The organism is Stenotrophomonas beteli (assembly GCF_001431665.1).
GTDB classification, from domain to species: domain Bacteria; phylum Pseudomonadota; class Gammaproteobacteria; order Xanthomonadales; family Xanthomonadaceae; genus Stenotrophomonas; species Stenotrophomonas beteli.
Window position 1 is genome coordinate 19,594 of the sequence record NZ_LLXV01000024.1, and the last position, 21,071, is coordinate 40,664.

Sequence of the window (21,071 nt, forward strand, 5' to 3'; positions counted from 1 at the left end):
CATCCAGGCAGCCGCAAACGCTTACTGGGCGGGCGTATCGCGCAGTTCGCGGCGAAGAATCTTGCCGACATTGGTCTTCGGCAGCTCCTTTCGGAATTCAACGATTTTGGGGTGCTTGTAGCCGGTCAGGTTGGCCCGGGCATGTTCCTTGACCATTTCAGCGGTCAGGTTGGGGTCCTTCTTCACGATGACCACCTTGACCACTTCGCCGGACTTCTCATCCGGCACGCCCACAGCGGCCACCTCCAGCACACCCGGCATCATCGCGATGACGTCTTCGACTTCGTTCGGGTACACGTTGAAGCCGGACACCAGGATCATGTCCTTCTTGCGGTCGACGATGTAGCAGAAGCCGTGCTCGTCCATTTTTGCCATGTCGCCGGTGTGCAGCCAGCCATCGGCGTCGATGGCCTTTGCGGTCTCGTCCGGCCGCTGCCAGTAGCCCTTCATGACCTGCGGGCCCTTGATGCACAGCTCGCCCACCTCGCCCAGCGGCAGGATGGCACTGTTGTCGTCCTTGATGCAGGCATCGGTGGACGGAATCGGCAGGCCGATCGAGCCGTTGTACTCGGTCAGGGTGAGCGGGTTGATGCAGGCTGCCGGCGAGGTTTCGGTCAGGCCGTAGGCTTCCACCAGGGTCACGCCGGTCACCTTCTTCCAGCGCTCGGCCACGGCGCGCTGCACGGCCATGCCGCCACCCAGGGTGACCTTCAGTGACGAGAAGTCGACCGTATCGAAGCCGGGGGTATTGAGCAGGCCGTTGAACAGCGTGTTGACGCCGGTGATGGCGGTAAAGCGCACCGACTTGAGCTCCTTGACGAAGCCCTTCATGTCGCGCGGGTTGGTGATCAGGTGGTTGCAGCCACCGAATTTCATGAAGACCAGGCCGTTGGCCGTCAGCGCGAAGATGTGGTACAGCGGCAGGGCGGTGATGATCCACTCCTTGCCCATCTCGATGCCCGACGCACTGATCCAGGCCGAGGCCTGCTGCATGTTGGCGATCAGGTTGCGGTTGGTCAGCATCGCGCCCTTGGCCACGCCGGTGGTGCCGCCGGTGTACTGCAGGAAAGCGATGTCGTCATGGTCGATCTCGACCTTGGGCAGGCTGTGGCGGCTGCCCAGCCTGAGCGCCTGCTTGAAGCGCACCGCACCCTTGAGATGGTAGTTGGGCACCATCTTCTTGATGTACTTCAGCACGAAGTTGACGATGGCGCCCTTGGGCCCGAGCAGGTCGCCCAGCCCGGTAGTGATCACGTGCCTGACCGGCGTATCGGCGATGACCTGCTCGACGGTGTCGCCGAAGTTGTCCACCACCACCAGCGCGGCCACGCCGGCATCCACCAGCTGATGCTTGAGCTCGCGCGCGGTGTACAGCGGGTTGACGTTGACCACGGTCAGGCCGGCGCGCAGTACGCCGAAGGTGGCGATGGGGTACTGCAGGCAGTTGGGCATCATCAGGGCGACGCGGTCGCCCTTCTTGAGCTTGAGCTCACCCAGCAGGTAGGCCGCGAACTGCTCGACCAGCGCGTCGGTCTCGCCGTAGGTCAGCACCTTGCCGAAGCTGGAGTAGGCGGGGCGGTCGCGGAACTTGGCCACGGAAGCGTCGAAGACCGAAGCGACCGAATGGAATTCGTTGACGTCGATTTCGGCGGGAACGCCTTTCGGATAGCTCTGCAGCCAGGGACGATCCAGACTCATATTCCCCCTCCAGGAATCGTGATGTATTAGTTGCGGCCCTGAGCGTAGCGACAACGGCCGTTCATTGCAGCATACCCCGCCGTAGGGAAAACGCGAAGAGGGGGGCGCGGAGGCTGCAACGGTAGGTGCCGACCTTGGTCGGCACGGGATAGCGAGGGGGCACTGTGGAGACGTGCCCACCAAGGTGGGCACCTACCGGTTTGGGGTGTGGGTCGGCAGAAGGGCCGCCTGCGTCAACCCTGCTTGCGAACGGGCGCGCCGTTGGCCTTGTAGTACGGCGCGGTGCTGCGGGCCAGCGGAGTACGGCCACGGATCACGTCGGCCAGCTTCTCGGCCATCATGATGGTCGGCGCGTTGAGGTTGCCGGTCACCACCTGCGGCATGATCGAGGCATCGACGATGCGCAGGCCTTCCAGGCCGTGCACGCGGCCCTGGTCATCGACCACCGCCATCGGGTCGTCGGCATGGCCCATCTTGTTCGAGCACGACGGGTGGTAGGCGGTCTCGGCATGCTCGCGCACGAACGCATCGATCTGCGCGTCAGTCTGCAGCGCGCTGCCCGGCGAGATCTCGCGGCCGCTGTACGGGGCCAGCGCCGGCTGCGCGAAGATCTCGCGGGTGATGCGGATCGCCGCACGGAACTCGCGCCAGTCCTGGTCGTGGGACATGTAGTTGAACAGGATGCTGGGATGTTCGCGCGGGTCTTTCGAGCGCACGTGGATGCGGCCGCGGCTGGGCGAGCGCATCGAGCCGACGTGCATCTGGAAGCTGTGCGCCTTGATCGGGTTGGAGCCGTTGTAATTGATCGCCACCGGCAGGAAGTGGTACTGCAGGTTCGGCCAGTCGAATTCGGCGTCGCTGCGGATGAAGCCACCGGCCTCGAACTGGTTGCTGGCGCCGATGCCGGTACCCAGGAACAGCCACTCGGCACCGATCGCCGGCTGGTTGTACAGCTTCAGTGCCGGCGCCAGCGACACCGGCTTCTTGCATTCGTACTGCAGGTACATCTCCAGGTGATCCTGCAGGTTGGCGCCGACGCCGGGCAGGTGGTGCACCAGGTCGATGTCCAGGCTGCGCAGCAGGTCGGCCGGGCCGACGCCCGAGCGCTGCAGGATCTGCGGCGAGGCGATGGCGCCACCGCACAGCAGCACTTCGCGGCGCGCAGTGGCACGCTGCGGCTGGTCGTTGTGCAGCCACTGCACGCCCACCGCACGCTTGCCCGAGAACAGGATGCGGTCGGTCAGTGCGTGGGTGACGATGGTCAGGTTCGGGCGCGGCTTGGCCAGGTCCAGGTAGCCGCGGGCGGTGCTGGAGCGGCGGCCCTTCGGGGTCACCGTGCGGTCCATCGGGCCGAAACCTTCCTGCTGGTAGCCGTTGAGGTCGTCGGTGCGCGGGTAGCCGGCCTGCACGCCGGCTTCGACCATCGCCGCAAACAGCTCGTTGTTGCCGGCCTTGGGGGTGGTCACGCGCAGCGGGCCGTCACCGCCGTGGTAGTCGTTGGGGCCGATGTCGCGGGTTTCGGCCTTGCGGAAGTAGGGCAGGCAGTCCAGGTAGGTCCAGTCTTCCAGGCCGGGCATGCTGGCCCAGTTGTCGTAGTCCATCGCGTTGCCGCGGATGTAGCACATGCCGTTGATCAGCGACGAACCGCCCAGGCCCTTGCCGCGGCCGCAGTCCATGCGGCGGTTGTTCATGAAGGGCTCCGGATCGGTCTTGTACGCCCAGTTGTAGCGCTTGCCCTGCAGCGGGAAGGCCAGTGCGGCCGGCATCTGGGTACGGAAGTCGAGCCGGTAGTCCGGGCCACCGGCTTCCAGCAGCAGCACGCTCACATCGGCATCTTCGGTGAGGCGGGTCGCCAGCACGTTGCCGGCCGAACCGGCGCCGATGATGATGTAGTCGTACTCGTTATGGGTGCTCATGGGTGTCTCCTGCAGGCCGGGGCGCGCTGCATGCAGGCGTCCCGGCGGAATGTCGGATCGGCGCGGTGGCCGGACGAGGGGGCGTGCCCGGGGCGCGCCGGTCAGAACACGCTGGCGTAGTCGCCCAGCTCGACCTGCACCGACTTGATGCGGGTGTAGTGGCCGAGGGTGGAGATGCCGTTCTCGCGGCCGACGCCGGATTCCTTGTAGCCGCCGACCGGCATTTCGGCCGGCGATTCACCCCAGGTGTTGATCCAGCAGATGCCCGCTTCCAGGCGGTGGATGATGCGGTGGGCGCGGCTGATGTCCTTGCTGACCACGCCGGCGGCCAGGCCGAAGGTGGTGTCGTTGGCACGACGCACCACTTCGTCTTCGTCGTCGTAGGCGAGGATGCTCATCACCGGCCCGAAGATCTCTTCCTTGACGATGGTCATGTCATCGCGGCAGTCGGAGAACACGGTCGGCAGCACGTAGGCGCCCTTGGCCAGTGCGCCTTCGGTGGCACGGCCGCCGCCGGCCAGCAGGCGGGCGCCTTCGGCCTTGCCGCTTTCGATGTAGCGCAGCACGTTTTCCATGTGCGGGAAGCTGGTCAGCGGGCCGAAGTTGGTCTCGGCGTCCATCGGGTCGCCGATGCGGATGCGCTTGACGCGCTCGACCACGGCGGCCTCGAAGGCAGCCAGCATGCTGCGCGGCACGAACACGCGGGTGCCGTTGGTGCAGACCTGGCCGGAGCTGAAGAAGTTGGCCATCACCGCGATGTCGGCCGCACGGTCGAGGTCGGCGTCATCACAGATCACCAGCGGCGACTTGCCGCCCAGCTCCATGGTCACTTCCTTCAGCGACGAGGACGCGGCGCTGGCCATCACCTTCTTGCCGGTGGCGACGCCGCCGGTGAAGGAGATCTTCTCGATCACCGGGTGCTCGGTCAGCCACTGGCCGATCTCGCGGCCCGGGCCCTGCACGACGTTGAACACGCCGGCCGGCACGCCGGCTTCGGTATAGATCTCGGCCAGCCTGATCGCGGTCAGCGGGGTGACTTCGGAGGGCTTGAACACCATCGCGTTGCCGGCGGCCAGGGCCGGGGCCGACTTCCACATGGCGATCTGGATCGGGTAGTTCCAGGCACCGATGCCGGCGACCACGCCCAGCGGTTCGCGCCGGGTGTAGAAGAAGCTCGATTCGCGCAGCGGCAGCTGGATGCCTTCGATGGCGGTGGCCAGGCCAGCGTAGTACTCGACCACGTCGGCGCCGGTGACGATGTCCACGGTGGTGGTCTCGGCCAGCGCCTTGCCGGTGTCCAGGGTTTCCAGGTGCGCCAGTTCGTCGTTGCGCTCGCGCAGGATCTCGACCGCACGGCGCAGGATGCGCGAACGCTCCATCGCGGTCATCGCCGCCCACACCTTCTGGCCCTCGGCCGCGCTCTGCACGGCGCGCTCGACGTCGGCCTGGCTGGCGACCTGCACCTCGGCGATCACCTCACCGGTGGCCGGGTTGACGGTCTTGAAGGTCTTGCCGCTGGTGGCATCGACGCGCTGGCCGTGGATGTAGAGCTGTTGGACGGGCAGGGTGGTCATGGGGCGTACTCCTTGGAAGGGGGCGGGTGCTGAAGCGCTTATAGCGCGACAGCCTGCAACTGGAAGTCGATGTAGCCGTAAGCGATGCGCCGGGACTTCTCGGCATTGAACTGGCCGCCGACCAGGCTGCCGCGCAGCCACAGGCCGTCGATCATCGCGGCCAGGCCGCGGGCGGCCAGGCGGGCCTGCGGGTGTGGCAGCAGGCGGTTGAACTGGTGGCACAGGTTGGAGAACAGGCGCTGGTCGTTGGCGCGCTGCAGCCGGGCCAGTTCCGGCTGGTGCATGCTCGCGGCCCAGAAGGTGAGCCAGACGCGCATGGCGGTACCGTTGATCTGGCTGTCATCGAAGTTGCCGTCGACGATGGCGCGCAACTGGTCGCGCGGCTCATCGCCGGCCTCGGCGCGGTAACGGGCGACCGCGTCCTTCAGTTCACGCAGGATCTGCCGCATTGCAGCATTGAGCAGGCCGTCCTTGTCGCCAAAGTAGTGGGCGACGATGCCGCTGGACAGCCCGGCCTTCTTCGCGATGGTGGCGACGGTCGCATCGGCCATGCCGATCTCGTCGATGGTCTGGAAAGTGGCCCGGATCAGCTGCTCGCGCCGTACCGGTTCCACGCCTTTCTTCGGCATTGTCTCTCCACGGATTGCGACCCGAAGGATCGGGCTGCCCACCATTATGCTTTTTATTGATTGAACGTTCAATCAATAAACCCTAGGATGCGCTCGCGCCCCACGCCATGGGCCCGGTTTACCGGTCCGGCCCCGCCCATGTGCTCCCCCGGACTGATGAGACGACCCCATGTCTTCCCTGGCTCATCCCAAGCGTTCGCCCCTGCGCTTGAACCGTTTTGTCTTCTTCAGCTCCTCGGTGTCGATCGGCATCCTCGGGCTGCTCACCGTTCTCTATCCCGAAGGCAGCGAGCACTGGCTGCAATGGGCGCAGGCCGAGGTCTCGGCGGCGTTCGGCTGGTGGTACATGCTGCTGATCGTGCTGTGCCTGGGCTTCGTGCTGTGGCTGGCGTTCTCGCCGTATGGCCGCATCCGCCTGGGCCACAACGAGGAGTCACCGGCTTTCAGCTACGTCGCCTGGGTGTCGATGCTGTTCTCGGCCGGCATCGGCATCGCGCTGCTGTACTACGGCGCCTACGAGCCGCTGGACCATTTCCTGCACCCGCCCGGGCAGCCCGGCGGGACCGTAGCCGCCGGCCGCGAAGCGATGGTGCTGACCTTCCTGCATTGGGGCCTGCACGGCTGGGCGCTGTACGCGCTGGTCGGCGTGGCACTCGGCTATTTCGCGTACCGCCGCGACCTGCCGCTGGCGCTGCGCTCGGCGCTGTATCCGATCTTCGGTGAGCGCATCCACGGCCGCATCGGCGACATGGTCGATGGCTTCGGCATCCTGGCCACGCTGATCTCGATGGTGACCAACCTCGGTATCGGTGCGTTGGTGGTGCAGTCCGGCCTGGTCTACCTGTTCCACATCCCGGATACGCCGCAGGTGCTGGTGGCGATCGTGCTGGTGATGATGGTGGTGGCCACCATCGGCGTGGTGGCAGGCGTGGAAAAGGGCATTGCCTGGCTGTCCAACCTCAACGTGCGCCTGCTGTGCGGGCTGCTGCTGTTCGTGCTGGTCACCGGCCCGACCCTGCACCTGTTCGATGGCCTGATCCAGAACACCGGCGATTACCTCGGCGCGTTCGTGCGCAAGAGCTTCGACATGTACCTCAACGACCCCAAGGGCCGAGAGTGGATGGGGTCGTGGACGCTGTTCTACTGGGCCTGGTGGATCGCCTGGGCGCCGTTCGTCGGCCTTTTCGTGGCGCGCATCTCGCGCGGCCGCACCATCCGCGAAGTGATCATGGGCGTGCTGCTGATCCCGCTCGGCTTCACCCTGGCCTGGCTGTCGATCTTCGGCAACACCGCCATCGACCTGGTGCTCAACCACGGCCAGGCGATCCTGGGCGACGTGGCCCAGTACGATGCGGCGATGACGCTGTTCAAGCTGCTGGAGTACCTGCCCGCCGCGCCGTACGTGGCCGGTGCTGCGGTGGTGATCGGCTTCGTGCTGTTCCTGACCCCGGTCGATTCGGGCACGCTGATGATCGCCAACCTGTGCACCCGTCGCGTTGACGATGGCGTCGAAGACGGCCATGACGCGCCGATCTGGCTGCGCGTGTTCTGGGCGGCCGGCATTACCGTGGCCAGCGTCGGCCTGCTGCTGGCTGGCAATTTCAGTGCGATGCAGACGGCGGTGGTGCTGTGCGGCCTGCCGTTCTCGTTCACCCTGGCGTTCTACATGTGGGGCCTGCTGAAGGCGCTGCGCACCGACCCGGACGCACCCCGCCGCTGAGTGCTTGTGTAGAGCCGAGCCCATGCTCGGCTGCTGTTGGCGCAGAAGCAGCCGAGCGCAGGCTCGGCTCTACAGGGGGCATCGCAAACGCAAAGGGCCGGATCCGCAAGGATCCGGCCCTTTCCTCAATCGGGCGCAACCGCGCCGTTACTTGGCTGCCAGCTGGCGCAGCACGTACTGCAGCAGGCCGCCATGACGGAAGTACTCGACTTCCTTCGGGGTCAGCAGCATAACCGAGACCTCGAAGGTCTTCTTCGTGCCGTCGGCCTTGGTCGCGGTGACCGTAGCGCGCTTGCTGGCACCGTCCTGCAGGCCGGTGATGTCGATCACCTCCGAGCCGTCCAGGCCCAGGGACTGCGCGTTCTCGCCGTTGCGGAACTGCAGCGGCAGCACGCCCATGCCGACCAGGTTGGAGCGGTGGATGCGCTCGAAGCTTTCGGCGATGACCGCCTTCACCCCCAGCAGCAGGGTGCCCTTGGCCGCCCAGTCGCGCGACGAGCCGGTGCCATATTCCTTGCCGGCCAGCACTACCAGCGGCACCTTGTCGGCCTTGTACTTCATGGCCGCATCGTAGATCGCCAGCTTCTCCGGCTGGCCACCGCCGGCCGGGTAGTACAGGGTGTTGCCACCTTCCTCGCCACCGAACATCAGGTTCTTGATGCGGATGTTGGCGAAGGTACCGCGGACCATCACGTCATCGTTGCCGCGGCGGCTGCCGTAGCTGTTGAAGTCGGCCGGCTGCACGCCGCGCTCCTGCAGGAAGCGGCCTGCCGGCGAGTCCTTCTTGATGTTGCCGGCCGGGGAGATGTGGTCGGTGGTGATCGAATCGCCGAACAGGCCCATCACGCGTGCACCGTGCACGTCGTCGATGCTGCCGGTCTGCATGGTCATGCCATCGAAGTACGGCGGGTTCTTGATGTAGGTGGAGGCGTCGCTCCACTCGTACAGATTGCCGTCCGGCGAGGCGATGGTGTTCCAGCGGGTGTCACCCTTGAACACGTCGGCGTAGTTCTGCTTGAACATCTCCGGGCCGATGGTGGCGGCGATGACATCGCCGATTTCCTTGTTGCTCGGCCAGATGTCGCGCAGGAACACCGGCTGGCCATCACTGCCGGTACCCAGCGGCTGGGTGGTCAGGTCGATGTCGGTGGTGCCGGCGATGGCATAGGCCACTACCAGCGGCGGGCTGGCCAGATAGTTCATCTTCACTTCGGGATGCACGCGGCCCTCGAAGTTGCGGTTGCCTGACAGCACCGAGGTAACCACCAGATCGCCGGTGGCGATGCCGGCGCTGACTTCGGTCGGCAGCGGGCCGGAGTTGCCGATACAGGTGGTGCAGCCGTAGCCGACCACGTAGAAGCCGATCTTCTCCAGCTCCTTCAGCACGCCGGCCTTTTCCAGGTAATCGGTGACCACGCGCGAGCCTGGGCCGAGCGAGGTCTTCACCCACGGCTGCCGGTTCAGGCCCTTGGCGGCCGCGTTGCGGGCCAGCAGGCCGGCGCCGATCATCACTGCCGGGTTGGAGGTGTTGGTGCAGGAGGTAATGGCCGCGATCACCACCGCGCCATCTTTCAGCCGCACCTTGCGGCCTTCGATCTCGATGTCGGCAAAGCCCTTGGCCAGCTGCTCGTTGCCGACCGCAGCGCCGCCGCCTTCGTTGACGAAGGTGGCAACATCCTCGCTGCGCTTGTCGCGGTTGGCGGTCATGCCGACCAGTGCTTCGCGATAGTTCTTCTGCACGTCTTCCAGCAGGACGCGGTCCTGCGGACGCTTCGGGCCGGCCAGCGACGGCTTCACCGTGGCCATGTCCAGTTCCAGCGTGGTGCTGTACTGGGCGTGTGCGCTGCCCGGCTCGTGCCACAGGCCCTGCGCCTTGGCATAGGCCTCGACCAGATCGATCTGCTCTTCGCTGCGGCCGGACAGGCGCAGGTAGTTCAACGACTCGGCGTCGATCGGGAAGATGCCGCAGGTGGCGCCGTATTCCGGGGCCATGTTGCCGATGGTGGCGCGGTCGGCCAGCGGCAGGTGCTGCAGGCCGTCACCGTAGAACTCGACGAACTTGCCGACCACGCCCAGCTTGCGCAGCATCTGGGTGACGGTCAGCACCAGGTCGGTGGCGGTGGCGCCTTCGGGCAGCTTGCCGGTCAGCTTGAAGCCGACGACCTGCGGGATCAGCATCGACGATGGCTGGCCGAGCATGGCGGCCTCGGCTTCGATGCCACCCACGCCCCAGCCGAGCACGCCGATGCCGTTGATCATGGTGGTATGGCTGTCGGTACCGAACACGGTGTCGGGGTAGGCAATGTCCTTGCCATCCTTCTGCGCGGTCATCACCACGCGGGCCAGGTTTTCCAGGTTCACCTGGTGGACGATGCCGGTGTTGGGCGGCACCACCTTGAAGTTGTCGAAGGCCTTCTGGCCCCAGCGCAGGAAGCCGTAGCGTTCCTGGTTGCGCTGGAATTCGATCTTGCCGTTGAGGTCCAGCGCGTCGGGCTTGCCGAACACATCGACCTGTACCGAGTGGTCGATGACCAGTTCGGAGGGGATCTGCGGGTTGATCTGCTCAGGCGAGCCGCCGAGCTTGACCACCGCATCGCGCATCGCGGCCAGGTCGACCACGCAGGGCACGCCGGTGAAGTCCTGCAGGACCACGCGCGCCGGCATGAAGGCGATTTCGGTGTCCGGCTCGGCGGCCGGGTTCCAGCGGGCCACGGCCTCGATGTGGTCCTTGCCGACAGTGATGCCACCATCCTCGTGCCGGAGCAGGTTCTCCAGCAGGATCTTCATCGAGTAGGGCAGGTGGGAGATATCGAAGCGCTGGCCCAGCGCGGGCAGGCTGAAGTAGTCGTAGGTCCTGCCGCCGACGTTCAGCTGGCTGCGGGTGGAGAACGAATCGCTCATGCGGGGTAACTCCTTCTTGCGGATGGCTTGCAGTGGCCCGCGCATGGGCGGGCCTGCTTGCGGTCGCCGCGGGCCTGGTGGCCCCGGAGGTTCCAGTATGAACCCGAAACTGAATGGATTCACCCGGGGCCGGGTCCGGCCTGCGGCATCGGTTCCAGACTACAGGGGAGGGTGTATGGCGTATGTCACGTTTGTGGCCGATCCTTTGCGTGGCAAGGGGTGGCGGGTCGCCGGTCCGGTTCAGGGTGGAAGTATGCCCGGGGAAGTATGTATAATTTGTGCATACTCTGGAGGGCCTACCGATGGAAGCCACTGTTGCAGAACGCGGACAGATCACCCTGCCCAAGGCGGTGCGTGATGCCCTCGGCCTGACCAAGGGCACGCTGCTGAAGGTCGAGCTGGACGGCAGCCGCATCATCCTGCGCAAGAGTGTTGACGATGCCATTTCACGGGCGCGCGGCAAGTTCGCGCTGGACGGCTTCGAATCGTCCGACGCCGCCGTGCGTTCGGTGCGCGACGAGGACTGATCCGTGATGATCGCCGTCGATTCGCCGGTGCTGGTCGAACTGCTCAGCAATGGTCCGCAGGCCGATGCGGTGGAAGCCATCCTGCGGCAGAGCCTGGTCGGTGGCCGCGTGGTGGTCTGCGGCGCGACCCTGGCCGAGGTCTGCGCATCGCTGCGCGGCGGCGCCGAAGTGCTCGAAGCGCTGGAAGAAATGGGCGTGCACTTCAACCCGATGGAAGCCAAGTCGGCGCTGCGCGCCGGCGAGATGCACCGCCGCCATCGCCAGCGCGGCGGCAGCCGGCGCAGCCTGGACGAATTCATGGTCGGCGCCCACGCACTGCTGCAGTGCGATGGCCTGATCACCTGGAACGACACGTTTTACCGCGACTACTTCAAGGGCCTGAAGCTGATCGTGCCGCACGCCTGAGCCCACTTTGTTATTTCAACCTACGCATTACCCGGGAGTTGTCATGTTGGAAGCCTACCGCCACCACGTCGCCGAGCGCGCTGCGCTTGGCATCCCGCCGCTGCCGCTGAGCGCGCAGCAGACGGCCGATGTCATCGAACTGCTGAAGAACCCGCCGCAGGGCGAGGCCGAGTTCCTGCTCGACCTGCTGACCCACCGCGTGCCGGCCGGCGTCGATGACGCAGCCAAGGTCAAGGCTTCATACCTGGCCGCGATCGCCCTGGGCAGCGAGCAGAACCCGCTGATCAGCCGCGAGCGCGCCACCGAACTGCTGGGCACCATGCTTGGCGGTTACAACGTGGCCCCGCTGGTGCAGCTGCTGGACGACGCCAGCGTCGGCACCATCGCTGCCAACGGCCTGAAGAAGACCCTGCTGGTGTTCGATGCCTTCCACGATGTGCAGGAAAAGGCCAAGGCCGGCAACGCCAACGCCCAGGCCGTGCTGCAGAGCTGGGCCGACGCCGAGTGGTTCACCAGCAACCCGGAAGTGCCGCAGAGCCTGACCGTCACCGTGTTCAAGGTGCCGGGCGAAACCAACACCGACGACCTGTCGCCGGCCCCGGACGCAACCACCCGCCCGGACATCCCGATGCACGCGCTGGCGATGCTGAAGAACAAGCGCGACGATGCGCCGTTCACCCCGGAAGAAGACGGCAAGCGCGGCCCGATCCAGCAGATCCTCGACTTGAAGGACAAGGGCCACCTGGTCGCCTATGTCGGCGACGTGGTCGGTACCGGCTCCTCGCGCAAGTCGGCCACCAACAGCGTGCTGTGGTGGACCGGCGATGACATTCCGTTCATCCCGAACAAGCGCGCCGGTGGCGTCTGCCTGGGTTCGAAGATTGCCCCGATCTTCTACAACACCATGGAAGATGCCGGCGCACTGCCGATCGAGCTGGACGTGTCGAAGATGGAGCACGGCGATGTGGTCGAGCTGCGTCCGTACGAAGGCAAGGCGCTGAAGAACGGTGAAGTGATCGCCGAGTTCCAGGTCAAGTCCGACGTGCTGTTCGACGAAGTGCGTGCCGGTGGCCGCATTCCGCTGATCATCGGCCGTGGCCTGACCGGCAAGGCGCGCGAAGCGCTGGGCCTGGCCCCGACCGACCTGTTCCGCCTGCCGGTGCAGCCGGCCGATACCGGCAAGGGCTTCTCGCTGGCGCAGAAGATGGTCGGCCGCGCCTGTGGCCTGCCGGAAGGCCAGGGTATGCGCCCGGGCACGTACTGCGAACCGAAGATGACCTCGGTCGGCTCGCAGGACACCACTGGCCCGATGACCCGTGACGAGCTGAAGGACCTGGCCTGCCTGGGCTTCTCGGCCGACCTGGTGATGCAGTCGTTCTGCCACACCGCCGCCTACCCGAAGCCGGTGGACGTCAAGACCCACCACACCCTGCCGGAGTTCATCTCCACCCGTGGCGGCGTTTCGCTGCGCCCGGGCGACGGCGTGATCCACAGCTGGCTCAACCGCATGCTGCTGCCGGACACCGTCGGCACCGGTGGCGACTCGCACACCCGTTTCCCGGTGGGCATTTCGTTCCCGGCCGGCTCGGGCCTGGTCGCCTTCGCCGCGGCCACCGGCGTGATGCCGCTGGACATGCCGGAGTCGGTGCTGGTGCGCTTCAAGGGCAAGATGCAGCCGGGCGTGACCCTGCGTGACCTGGTCAATGCGATCCCGCTGTACGCGATCAAGTCGGGCCTGCTGACCGTAGCCAAGGCGGGCAAGAAGAACATCTTCTCCGGCCGCATCCTGGAAATCGAAGGCCTGCCGGAGCTGAAGGTCGAACAGGCGTTCGAGCTGTCCGACGCCTCGGCCGAGCGTTCGGCGGCCGGTTGCTCGGTGCGCCTGAACAAGGAACCGATCATCGAGTACCTGACCAGCAACATCACCCTGCTGAAGTGGATGATTGCCGAGGGTTACCAGGACCCGCGTTCGCTGCAGCGCCGCATCGAGAAGATGGAAGCGTGGCTGGCCAACCCGCAGCTGCTGGAGCCGGATGCCGACGCCGAGTACGCCGCCGTCATCGAGATCGACCTGGCCGACATCCACGAGCCGATCGTGGCCTGCCCGAACGATCCGGACGACGTGAAGACCCTGTCCGAAGTGGCCGGCGCCAAGATCGACGAAGTGTTCATCGGTTCGTGCATGACCAACATCGGTCACTTCCGCGCGGCTGCCAAGCTGCTGGAAGGCAAGCGTGACCTGCCGACCCGCCTGTGGGTGGCCCCGCCGACCAAGATGGACGCCTCGGAGCTGACCAAGGAAGGCGTGTACGGCACCTTCGGTGCCACCGGCGCCCGCATGGAAATGCCGGGCTGCTCGCTGTGCATGGGCAACCAGGCGCAGATCCGCGAAGGCTCCACCGCGATGTCGACCTCGACCCGCAACTTCCCGAACCGCCTGGGCCGCAACACCAACGTGTACCTGGGCTCGGCGGAACTGGCGGCGATCTGCTCGCGCCTGGGCCGTATCCCGACCAAGGAGGAGTACATGGCGGACATCGGCGTGATCAACGCCAATGGCGCGGAGATCTACCGCTACATGAACTTCGACCAGATCGAGGAATACCAGGACGTGGCCAGCACGGTCGCCGCCTGAGGGGAGTGCCGGCCACTGGCCGGCATCCCGTTGAAATGAAGAACCCCCGGTGAAGGCCGGGGGTTTTTTGTGTGTGATGGCGTATGGCACCGAGGCCATGCTCGGCTGCTGTTTCCCCTGCCTGCGCGTCAGCAGGACGGTGCCAGCGAGAGTGAGCGCTGCAGCCACGCATCGAGCTGGACGCTGACGAAGGCCGGATTCTCCAGAGTGGCAACATGGCCTGCATCGGGGATCGACTGCAGGCGGCATCCGATTATCCTGGCCATCTGCTGCGCCTCAGTCAGCGGGCGCGGCAGATCCTGCTCTCCGCTCAGGATCAGCGTTGTTTCCGGGTCAAGATCCTTCAACGCCAACAGCCGGTCCGGGCGGCCGAAGATCAGCCGGCCAAGCGGCACCACCGCGTTCAGGAGCCGCTCGCGGCGCCAGGACAGCAGTCGTTGCAGGAACCGCATCCGGATCGGGTCGTCGCCAGCGATGCCGGGACGGAAGAACAGGGGCACGATCTGCTCGGCCATGGCTTCGGGGATGTACCCGAGGCGTTCAATCATGTCGAGCATGCCAAAGTAGCGTTGACGGGATGCTTCGGGTTCCGCGCCGAGGAAGGTGTCCATCAGGATCAGTGAACGGATCTGCTCGGGACGCTGCAGTGCCAGTTCTGCCGCCCACATGCCGCCGACCGACAGTCCGGCCACCGCGCATTGCCGGATACCCAGTGAATCGAGCAATCGACCGACGTCACGTGCCAGGCACGCGGGTGTGGTCAAGGCGGCGGACAGTGGCAGATCGTTGTCGTGGCCGGGCAGCTCCGGGATGATCAGGCGATAGCGACGTGATAGCAGCTCGATCTGGGGTTCCCACATGTTGCGGTTCCAGAGATAGCTGCCTCCGAGAACAATGGGAAAACCGCTGCCAATATCGTGGTGGGTGAGGACGGGCAAGAGAAGTCTCCGTGGAGGGAGCCTCACGCTGAGCGCGCACGGAAAGCACGTCCAGTGCGACGGATCGACGAGGACCCGTCTCAGTGCGGATGGGGGCGATTACGCCATATAGATGCGGAATCGACATTATTGGAACGTTGATGTCCGACGGCATTGCCGGATCGAACGGGTTGAATGCGACGCTTCTTGTTGGTTGTGTCCAGCCGGGTTCGAAGCCGAGCGTGGGCTCGGCTCTCCAGTTGCCCGATCAGCTGCGGGCGAGGGCGAGCAACCGCTCGGCGATCCGCTCCAGCGGCACCTGTTCCTCGGCCGCGCCAAGCTTGAACGCGGCGCCGGGCATGCCCCACACCACGCTGCTGGCCTCGTCCTGCACCAGTGTTGGCGCGCCGGCCTGGCGCATCTCCAGCAGGCCGCGTGCGCCGTCGTCACCCATGCCGGTGAGGATGGCACCGATGGCATTGCCGCCGGCACTCTGCGCGACCGAGCGGAACAGCACGTCCACCGCCGGCTTGTGGCGGTTCACCGCCGGGCCGTCGTCGACCCGGCAGCGCCAGCGTGCACCGTCGCGGATGATGCGCAGGTGCTTGCCGCCCGGCGGCAGGTAGGCATGGCCGGGCAGTACCGCTTCGCCGTCGCTGGCCTCGCGCACGGCCATCGCCGAATGCCGGTCCAGTCGCTCGGCAAAGGCACTGCTGAAGCTGGCCGGCAGGTGCTGGGTCATCACCACCGCAGGCGCATCGGCCGGCATGCCTTCCAGCACCACGCGCAGGGCCTCAGTGCCGCCGGCCGAGGAGCCGATCGCAATCAGCCGGTCGGTGGTGCGGAACTGCGGCGCGGCCGGGCGTATCGCGGGCGCGGCGTCCAGCATGAGCTTCGGCGCGGCAGCGCGCACCAGTGGGCGGACCCGCGAGCGCGCCGCCATCTTGACCTTGGCGATGATCTCATCGGCGTAGCCCTGAAGGCCACGCGCCACGTCCAGCTTCGGCTTGGACACGAAATCCACCGCACCCAGCGCCAGCGCCTGCAGGGTGGTGTCGGCGCCGCGTTCGGTCAGCGAGGAGATCATCACCACCGGCAGCGGATGCAGGCGCATCAGGTTTTCCAGGAACGCCAACCCGTCCATGCGCGGCATTTCCACGTCCAGGGTGATCACGTCCGGGGCCAGGCGCTTGATCTTCTCGCGCGCCAGCAGCGGGTCGGCGGCGGTGCCGACCACGTCGATGGCCGGATCGCTGGACAGGATCTCGGTGAGCATCTGGCGCACGACGGCGGAGTCGTCGACGATCAGGACCCGGCAGGGGGCGTTGCCGGCCATGGTCATTCGAACAGCTCCACGCCACCGGTGACCGGGGCCTTGGACAAGCGCGCACGCACGGCCGATTCGGTTGCGGCTACCTCGGCTTCGTGGGCATGCGGCAGGCGCTGCACCACCACGCGGCCGGTGTCGGCGAAGAACCAGATCTTGCGCGGATGGATGCCGCACAGGTCCTCGGCGATGATCGGGATGTGCTCGGCCTGCAGGTACTGGCGCACGAACTCGGCGTTGCGGGTGCCGACCGGGTTGCTGGTGAAGCCCTTGAGCACGTTGGCGCCGCCGAACACCTTCGCTTCGATGCGCTTGCGGTGCGCGCCGCGCTTGAGCATGTCGTTGATCAGCAGTTCCATCGCATAGCTGCCATAGCGCGCGGGTGCGCCGTCGCCGGCGTTGCCTTCGGGCAGCAGGAAATGGTTCATGCCACCGATCTTCAGCACCGGGTCGCGCAGGCAGGCGGCCACGCAGGAACCCAGCGTGGTAGTCAGCGCGGTGGTGTCGTCCACCACCAGGTACTGGGTCGGCAGCAGCTTGGCGGCGATGGTCTTGAAGCGCGCATCCTGGTAGCGCATCACATCATCGGTACGCAGTGAGGCGTTCATGCGCCGGCCTTTGCCGAACGGCGATACAGCGTCCGGCCGCAGGGCTGGATCAGGTCGGCAGCGTGCAGGTAGTTCTCCGAGTGCCCGGTGTAGAGCAGGCCATCATCGGACAGGTGCTGGACCAGGCGACCGAGGATGGCGCGCTGGGTCGGCTTGTCGAAGTAGATCATCACGTTGCGGCAGAACAGCGCATCGAATGGTCCGCCGACGTCGTAGCGCGGCGCGAGCAGGTTCAGCGGGCGGAACTCGATCAATTCGCGCAGCGCCGGCAGCACGCGGCACTGGCCCTCGTTGGGGCCGCTGCCGCGCTGGAAGTAGCGTCGGCGCAGGTCCGGATCGAGGTTGGTCACGCGATCGATGTTGTAGACACCACGGCCTGCGGTGGCCAGCACCTGGGTATCGACGTCGGTGGCGATGATGCGTACCGGCGGTTTCAGGGTGCCGAAGGCCTCGCAGGCGGTGATCGCCATCGAGTAAGGCTCTTCGCCGGTGGACGCCGCGCACGACCACAGCAGCAGCGGGGTGTGGCTGGAGCGCCGCTGCAGTTCCTCGCGCAGCTTGTCGAAGTGGTGTGGTTCGCGGAAGAACGAGGTCAGGTTGGTGGTCAGCGCATTGGTGAACGCCTGCCACTCGTCGCCGTCGTCCTGTTCCAGATGGTCCAGGTACTGCTGGAAGCTGCGCATGCCCAGCGTGCGCAGCCGGCGCGACAGGCGGCCATACACCATGTCGCGCTTGGCCGGGGCGAGGGCGATGCCCACGCGCTGGTAGATCAGGTCGCAGACGCGGCGGAAATCACGGTCGGCGAACTCGAATTCGCGCGGGCCGGTGACGATGGGGGTGGGACTTTGCACGGGGGACGTGTCCATCGGCGAGGGCGGTGGCCGCAGCCACCGCAGGTGGGTCTCAAAATTCCTGCCAGTCGCTGTCGCTGGCAACGAACGTGCTGGCGTTGCTGCTGCGACGGGCTGGCGCGGGCGTGCTGGCCGGCTGTGGACGTGGCACGGCGGCGATGCGCGGCGGTTCCACGCGTGCGGCCGCAGCCTTCACTGCAGCGGACACCTGGTTGTCGAGGCGGAATATCGCCACCGCGTCGGCCAGCTGTGCGGCCTGGTCTTCCATCGCGCGCGCGGCGGCGGTGGCTTCCTCGACCAGCGCAGCGTTCTGCTGGGTGGTTTCGTCCATCTGCACCACGGTCTGGTTGACCTGCTCGATGCCGGCACTCTGTTCCTGCGAAGCGGCGGAGATCTCGGCCATGATGTCGGTCACACGCTGCACCGAGGCAACGATCTCGCCCATGGTGCTGCCGGCCTGGTGGACCAGGCTGGAGCCCTCGGCGACCTTGCCGACCGAATCGTCGATCAGGCCCTTGATCTCCTTGGCGGCGGCGGCCGAGCGCTGGGCGAGGGTGCGCACTTCGCTGGCGACCACGGCAAAGCCACGGCCCTGTTCGCCGGCACGGGCCGCTTCCACCGCGGCGTTCAGCGCCAGGATGTTGGTCTGGAAGGCGATGCCGTCGATGACGCTGATGATCTCGGCGATCTTCTTCGACGAAGCTTCGATGGCCGACATGGTGGTGACCACCTGGCCGACCACCTCGCCGCCCTGCGAGGCGACACCATGCGCGCCGATGGCGAGCTGGTTGGCCTGGCGGGCGTGTTCGGCGTTCTGGCGCACGGTGGAGGTCAGTTCCTCCATCGAAGCAGCGGTTTCTTCCAGGTTGGCGGCCTGCTGCTCGGTACGGCGCGACAGGTCGCTGTTGCCGGAGGCGATTTCGCCGGCTGCCAGGGTGATGCTGGAGGCGCTGGCCTGGATCTGGCCGACGATCTGGGTCAGCTGCGCGACGGTGGCGTTGGCATCATCACGCATGCGCGCGAACACGCCCTGGTAATCGCCGTGCATGCGCGCGGTCAGGTCGCCCTCGGCAATGGCCGACAGCAGCTGCGACAGCTTGCCGAGGTTGTCATCGCTGACCGCCATCATCGCGTTGAGGTTGTCCAGCATCAGGCGGAAGTCGTGGTCGAAGCGCTGGGCATCGCCTCGGCGGCTGAAGTCGCCGGCAGCCGCGGCGCTTGCCAGCAGCTTGATCTCGGCGTTGATGCGGCCGAGGTTGGCCTTGACCGTATCGACGGTGGTGGTCATGGCGGCCTTCTCGCCCGGATAGCGCGCGATGTCGCGGCTCAGATCGCCCACCGCGTACTGCTGCACCACCTCCAGCACATCGTGCAGGGTCTGCACGTGGCTGCCGACCAAGGCATTGGTCTCCTGCACCATCAGGCCGTACTCACCGGGGAAGGCGTGGGCGTCGATGCGGTAGCTCAACTCGCCCCCCTCGTGCCGACGGGCCATCTCGCGCTGGCCGTTGATGACCGCATGCAGCTGCTGCTGCATGCCCGACATGGCCTCCAGCAGGCGGCCCGGCTCGTCGTGCGGCTGCGGGCCGATGTGGCTGTCCAGCTTGCCGCGGGCGATGCCTTCGGCGACGGCGGTCGCCTGCTTCAGCGGGCGCGCGATGCGGTTGCCGATGACCCAGCTCAGCGCCAGCACGATCAGCACCAGCACGCCGCCGGCAACGGCCATGATGGCGGTGAACACCAGCGCCTGCTTCTGCACGTCGTCCATGTAGACGCCGCTGCTGACCACCCAGTTCCAGGGCGCGAACAGGCCGGCGTAGGCGACCTTCTCGACCTCGCCCTTGCTGCCGGGCTTGGCCCAGCGGTAGCTGACGAAGCCGCCGCCAGCCTTGGCTGCTTCAACCTGGTCGTAGTAGATGCGCACGCCGTCGCCGGTGCGGAAGTCCTTCATGTCCTTGCCGACCAGGTCCTTGCGGAACGGGTGCATCAGCAGTCGGTAGCCGGTGTCGTAGAGGTTGAAGTAGTACGCATCATTGTCGGCGCGCATCACTTCCAGTGCCTGCAATGCAGCCGCCTTGGCGGCGTCTTCGCTCAGTTCGCCGGTACCGGCCAGGCGGTGGTAGTGCTGCAGGATGCCGTAGCTCAGTTCGACCTGGGTCTTCAGCGCGCTCTTGCGGGTCTCGGTCAGGTCCAGGTACTGCATGCGGGCGGCGATCACTGACAGCGCGATCACGCCGAGCGCGATGAGCAGCGTCAGCAGGTTGAGCTTGCGCCGGACGGAGAGATTGCTGAAGTAGTGTTGCCAGCGATGCAGGAGATTCATCGAGCAGGACCCGGTTGAAGCAGGCGGGCGGCGCCGAGCCGGTCACGGCAGGACAGACTGTGACAACCCCGTTATCGGCCGTGCGGGCGGGGGATTGAGGTGGGGTGTTCGAACGTATTCAGGTTTCCTTGCAGCGGCGGCTGCGGCGCTGCCTGCGGCAGGCTGGTTTTGAAGCAACAGCAACAGCAACGGCAACGGCAACGGCAACGGCGCTCGGTCGGTGGTCAGGGGTTGCGAGAAGGGCCGGGCCAGGATGGGTTGGCGGGGGACGCCGTAAACCCGTCCCTGGGGGCTTGGCCGCGGCATCCATGCCGCGGACACCCCCGCCAACCCACCCTGGCCCGGCCCATTCGATATCCTGGCGTCGGACGGCAAGAGCGTTGGTTTCCAAGTGGAAAGAGGGGTCAGATCCGTTTTCCTGTGGAAAACGGATCCGACCCCGGAAGCACGGCGGACGGCGAGCACTGGGTTTCCAAGTGGAAAGAAGGGTCAGATCCGTTTTCCTGCGGAAAACGGATCCGACCCCGGAAGCACGGCGGACGGCAAGAGCACTGGGTTTCCAAGTGGAAAGAGGGGTCAGATCCGTTTTCCTTTGGAAAACGGATCTGACCCCGGAAGCAACCCGGCTTCTGCTTTTTGTTCTTTTTCTTCAATCCGGGGTGGGACAACGGGAACTGTCCGTGGCCGGGAGGGTGGGTTGCGCAGGGGCGTAAGCGCCATGGATGGCGCGACCGAGCCTACAAGGACGTATTCACGGCGGCTCCTGCGCAACCCACCCTTCCGGCCAACCCTCAGCAGCCGGCTTTTCAACCGACCCACCCCGAGGGGCTTCGCCGTTGGCTGGATACCCCGATACCCCGTAAACGAAAACGCCCCGGCGCACGGCCAGGGCGTTCTCGCAGATCAGGTCAGGCAGGTATCAGAATTCCTGCCAGTCGCCGTCGGCCAGTTCGGTGGCCATCGGGCGACCACCTGCCGTGCGGCGGGCGGGCGGGGCAGCCGGAGCCGGCGCCGGTGCAGCAGCACGCGGGGCCGGGGCA

General features: G+C 66.2%; 14 protein-coding genes. 4 read left to right on the plus strand and 10 right to left on the minus strand.

Annotated features, from left to right (window positions below; translation table 11 throughout):
• Positions 1-21: 21 nt before the first annotated feature.
• The 4 genes from ARC23_RS06035 to betI form a co-directional block, all read right to left on the minus strand.
• Positions 22-1,698, minus strand: a complete 1,677-nt coding sequence (locus tag ARC23_RS06035; protein WP_057496404.1) for a long-chain fatty acid--CoA ligase — start codon at positions 1,696-1,698, stop codon at positions 22-24.
• A 233-nt stretch (positions 1,699-1,931) separates the two neighbouring features.
• Complete coding sequence (gene betA / locus ARC23_RS06040) at positions 1,932-3,614, minus strand: choline dehydrogenase (protein ID WP_057496405.1); 1,683 nt, start codon at positions 3,612-3,614, stop codon at positions 1,932-1,934.
• 101 nt (positions 3,615-3,715) lie between these two features.
• Positions 3,716-5,188: a betaine-aldehyde dehydrogenase gene (betB, locus tag ARC23_RS06045; protein ID WP_057496406.1), complete on the minus strand. Its 1,473-nt coding sequence runs from the start codon at positions 5,186-5,188 to the stop codon at positions 3,716-3,718.
• 38 nt (positions 5,189-5,226) lie between these two features.
• Positions 5,227-5,817: a transcriptional regulator BetI gene (gene betI, locus ARC23_RS06050; RefSeq protein ID WP_057496407.1), complete on the minus strand. Its 591-nt coding sequence runs from the start codon at positions 5,815-5,817 to the stop codon at positions 5,227-5,229.
• 169 nt (positions 5,818-5,986) lie between these two features.
• Here betI and ARC23_RS06055 point away from each other — a divergent pair, with 169 nt between their 5' ends.
• Positions 5,987-7,537 (plus strand): BCCT family transporter, encoded by a 1,551-nt coding sequence (locus ARC23_RS06055; protein WP_057496408.1) that lies wholly within the window; start codon positions 5,987-5,989, stop codon positions 7,535-7,537.
• A 147-nt stretch (positions 7,538-7,684) separates the two neighbouring features.
• On the opposite strand, the gene acnA is transcribed toward ARC23_RS06055, so the two are convergent.
• The gene (acnA, locus tag ARC23_RS06060; RefSeq protein ID WP_057496409.1) at positions 7,685-10,438 is read right to left on the minus strand and encodes an aconitate hydratase AcnA; all 2,754 of its coding nucleotides are present in this window, start codon (positions 10,436-10,438) and stop codon (positions 7,685-7,687) included.
• A 302-nt stretch (positions 10,439-10,740) separates the two neighbouring features.
• On the opposite strand from acnA, the gene ARC23_RS06065 reads away from it, so the two are divergent.
• From ARC23_RS06065 to acnB, 3 genes are read left to right on the plus strand one after another with little or no spacing between them, the layout of a single operon-like run.
• On the plus strand, positions 10,741-10,965 hold the full coding sequence (locus ARC23_RS06065; protein WP_008268694.1) for an AbrB/MazE/SpoVT family DNA-binding domain-containing protein: 225 nt from the start codon (positions 10,741-10,743) through the stop codon (positions 10,963-10,965).
• A gap of 6 nt (positions 10,966-10,971) precedes the next feature.
• Positions 10,972-11,370, plus strand: coding sequence for a type II toxin-antitoxin system VapC family toxin (locus ARC23_RS06070; protein ID WP_005416402.1), 399 nt, complete (start codon positions 10,972-10,974; stop codon positions 11,368-11,370).
• 43 nt (positions 11,371-11,413) lie between these two features.
• Positions 11,414-14,005 (plus strand): bifunctional aconitate hydratase 2/2-methylisocitrate dehydratase, encoded by a 2,592-nt coding sequence (acnB, locus tag ARC23_RS06075; protein WP_057496410.1) that lies wholly within the window; start codon positions 11,414-11,416, stop codon positions 14,003-14,005.
• 128 nt (positions 14,006-14,133) lie between these two features.
• Here the strand turns inward: acnB and ARC23_RS06080 are convergent, their stop codons facing one another.
• The 5 genes from ARC23_RS06080 to ARC23_RS06100 all read right to left on the minus strand — a co-directional run bounded on the left by ARC23_RS06080 (position 14,134) and on the right by ARC23_RS06100 (position 20,031).
• The gene (locus ARC23_RS06080; RefSeq protein WP_057496411.1) at positions 14,134-14,943 is read right to left on the minus strand and encodes an alpha/beta fold hydrolase; all 810 of its coding nucleotides are present in this window, start codon (positions 14,941-14,943) and stop codon (positions 14,134-14,136) included.
• 247 nt (positions 14,944-15,190) lie between these two features.
• Entirely contained in the window at positions 15,191-16,264 is a 1,074-nt protein-coding gene (locus ARC23_RS06085; protein WP_152985212.1) for a protein-glutamate methylesterase/protein-glutamine glutaminase, read from the minus strand.
• On the minus strand, positions 16,261-16,857 hold the full coding sequence (gene cheD / locus ARC23_RS06090) for a chemoreceptor glutamine deamidase CheD (protein ID WP_008264676.1): 597 nt from the start codon (positions 16,855-16,857) through the stop codon (positions 16,261-16,263). Before cheD ends, ARC23_RS06085 begins: the two co-directional genes overlap by 4 nt.
• Positions 16,854-17,723: a CheR family methyltransferase gene (locus ARC23_RS06095; protein ID WP_057496412.1), complete on the minus strand. Its 870-nt coding sequence runs from the start codon at positions 17,721-17,723 to the stop codon at positions 16,854-16,856. The genes cheD and ARC23_RS06095 overlap by 4 nt, the downstream gene beginning before the upstream one ends.
• Positions 17,724-17,760: 37 nt before the next feature.
• Positions 17,761-20,031: a methyl-accepting chemotaxis protein gene (locus tag ARC23_RS06100; protein ID WP_057496413.1), complete on the minus strand. Its 2,271-nt coding sequence runs from the start codon at positions 20,029-20,031 to the stop codon at positions 17,761-17,763.
• Positions 20,032-21,071: the final 1,040 nt, after the last annotated feature.

Coding starts and splice junctions, on each gene's coding strand:
- ARC23_RS06035 (WP_057496404.1), bottom strand. CDS start 1,698: ATGAGTCTGGATCGTCCCTGGCTGCAGAGCTATCCGAAAGGCGTTCCC.
- betA (WP_057496405.1), bottom strand. CDS start 3,614: ATGAGCACCCATAACGAGTACGACTACATCATCATCGGCGCCGGTTCG.
- betB (WP_057496406.1), bottom strand. CDS start 5,188: ATGACCACCCTGCCCGTCCAACAGCTCTACATCCACGGCCAGCGCGTC.
- betI (WP_057496407.1), bottom strand. CDS start 5,817: ATGCCGAAGAAAGGCGTGGAACCGGTACGGCGCGAGCAGCTGATCCGG.
- ARC23_RS06055 (WP_057496408.1), top strand. CDS start 5,987: ATGTCTTCCCTGGCTCATCCCAAGCGTTCGCCCCTGCGCTTGAACCGT.
- acnA (WP_057496409.1), bottom strand. CDS start 10,438: ATGAGCGATTCGTTCTCCACCCGCAGCCAGCTGAACGTCGGCGGCAGG.
- ARC23_RS06065 (WP_008268694.1), top strand. CDS start 10,741: ATGGAAGCCACTGTTGCAGAACGCGGACAGATCACCCTGCCCAAGGCG.
- ARC23_RS06070 (WP_005416402.1), top strand. CDS start 10,972: ATGATCGCCGTCGATTCGCCGGTGCTGGTCGAACTGCTCAGCAATGGT.
- acnB (WP_057496410.1), top strand. CDS start 11,414: ATGTTGGAAGCCTACCGCCACCACGTCGCCGAGCGCGCTGCGCTTGGC.
- ARC23_RS06085 (WP_152985212.1), bottom strand. CDS start 16,264: ATGACCATGGCCGGCAACGCCCCCTGCCGGGTCCTGATCGTCGACGAC.
- cheD (WP_008264676.1), bottom strand. CDS start 16,857: ATGAACGCCTCACTGCGTACCGATGATGTGATGCGCTACCAGGATGCG.
- ARC23_RS06095 (WP_057496412.1), bottom strand. CDS start 17,723: ATGGACACGTCCCCCGTGCAAAGTCCCACCCCCATCGTCACCGGCCCG.
- ARC23_RS06100 (WP_057496413.1), bottom strand. CDS start 20,031: ATGAATCTCCTGCATCGCTGGCAACACTACTTCAGCAATCTCTCCGTC.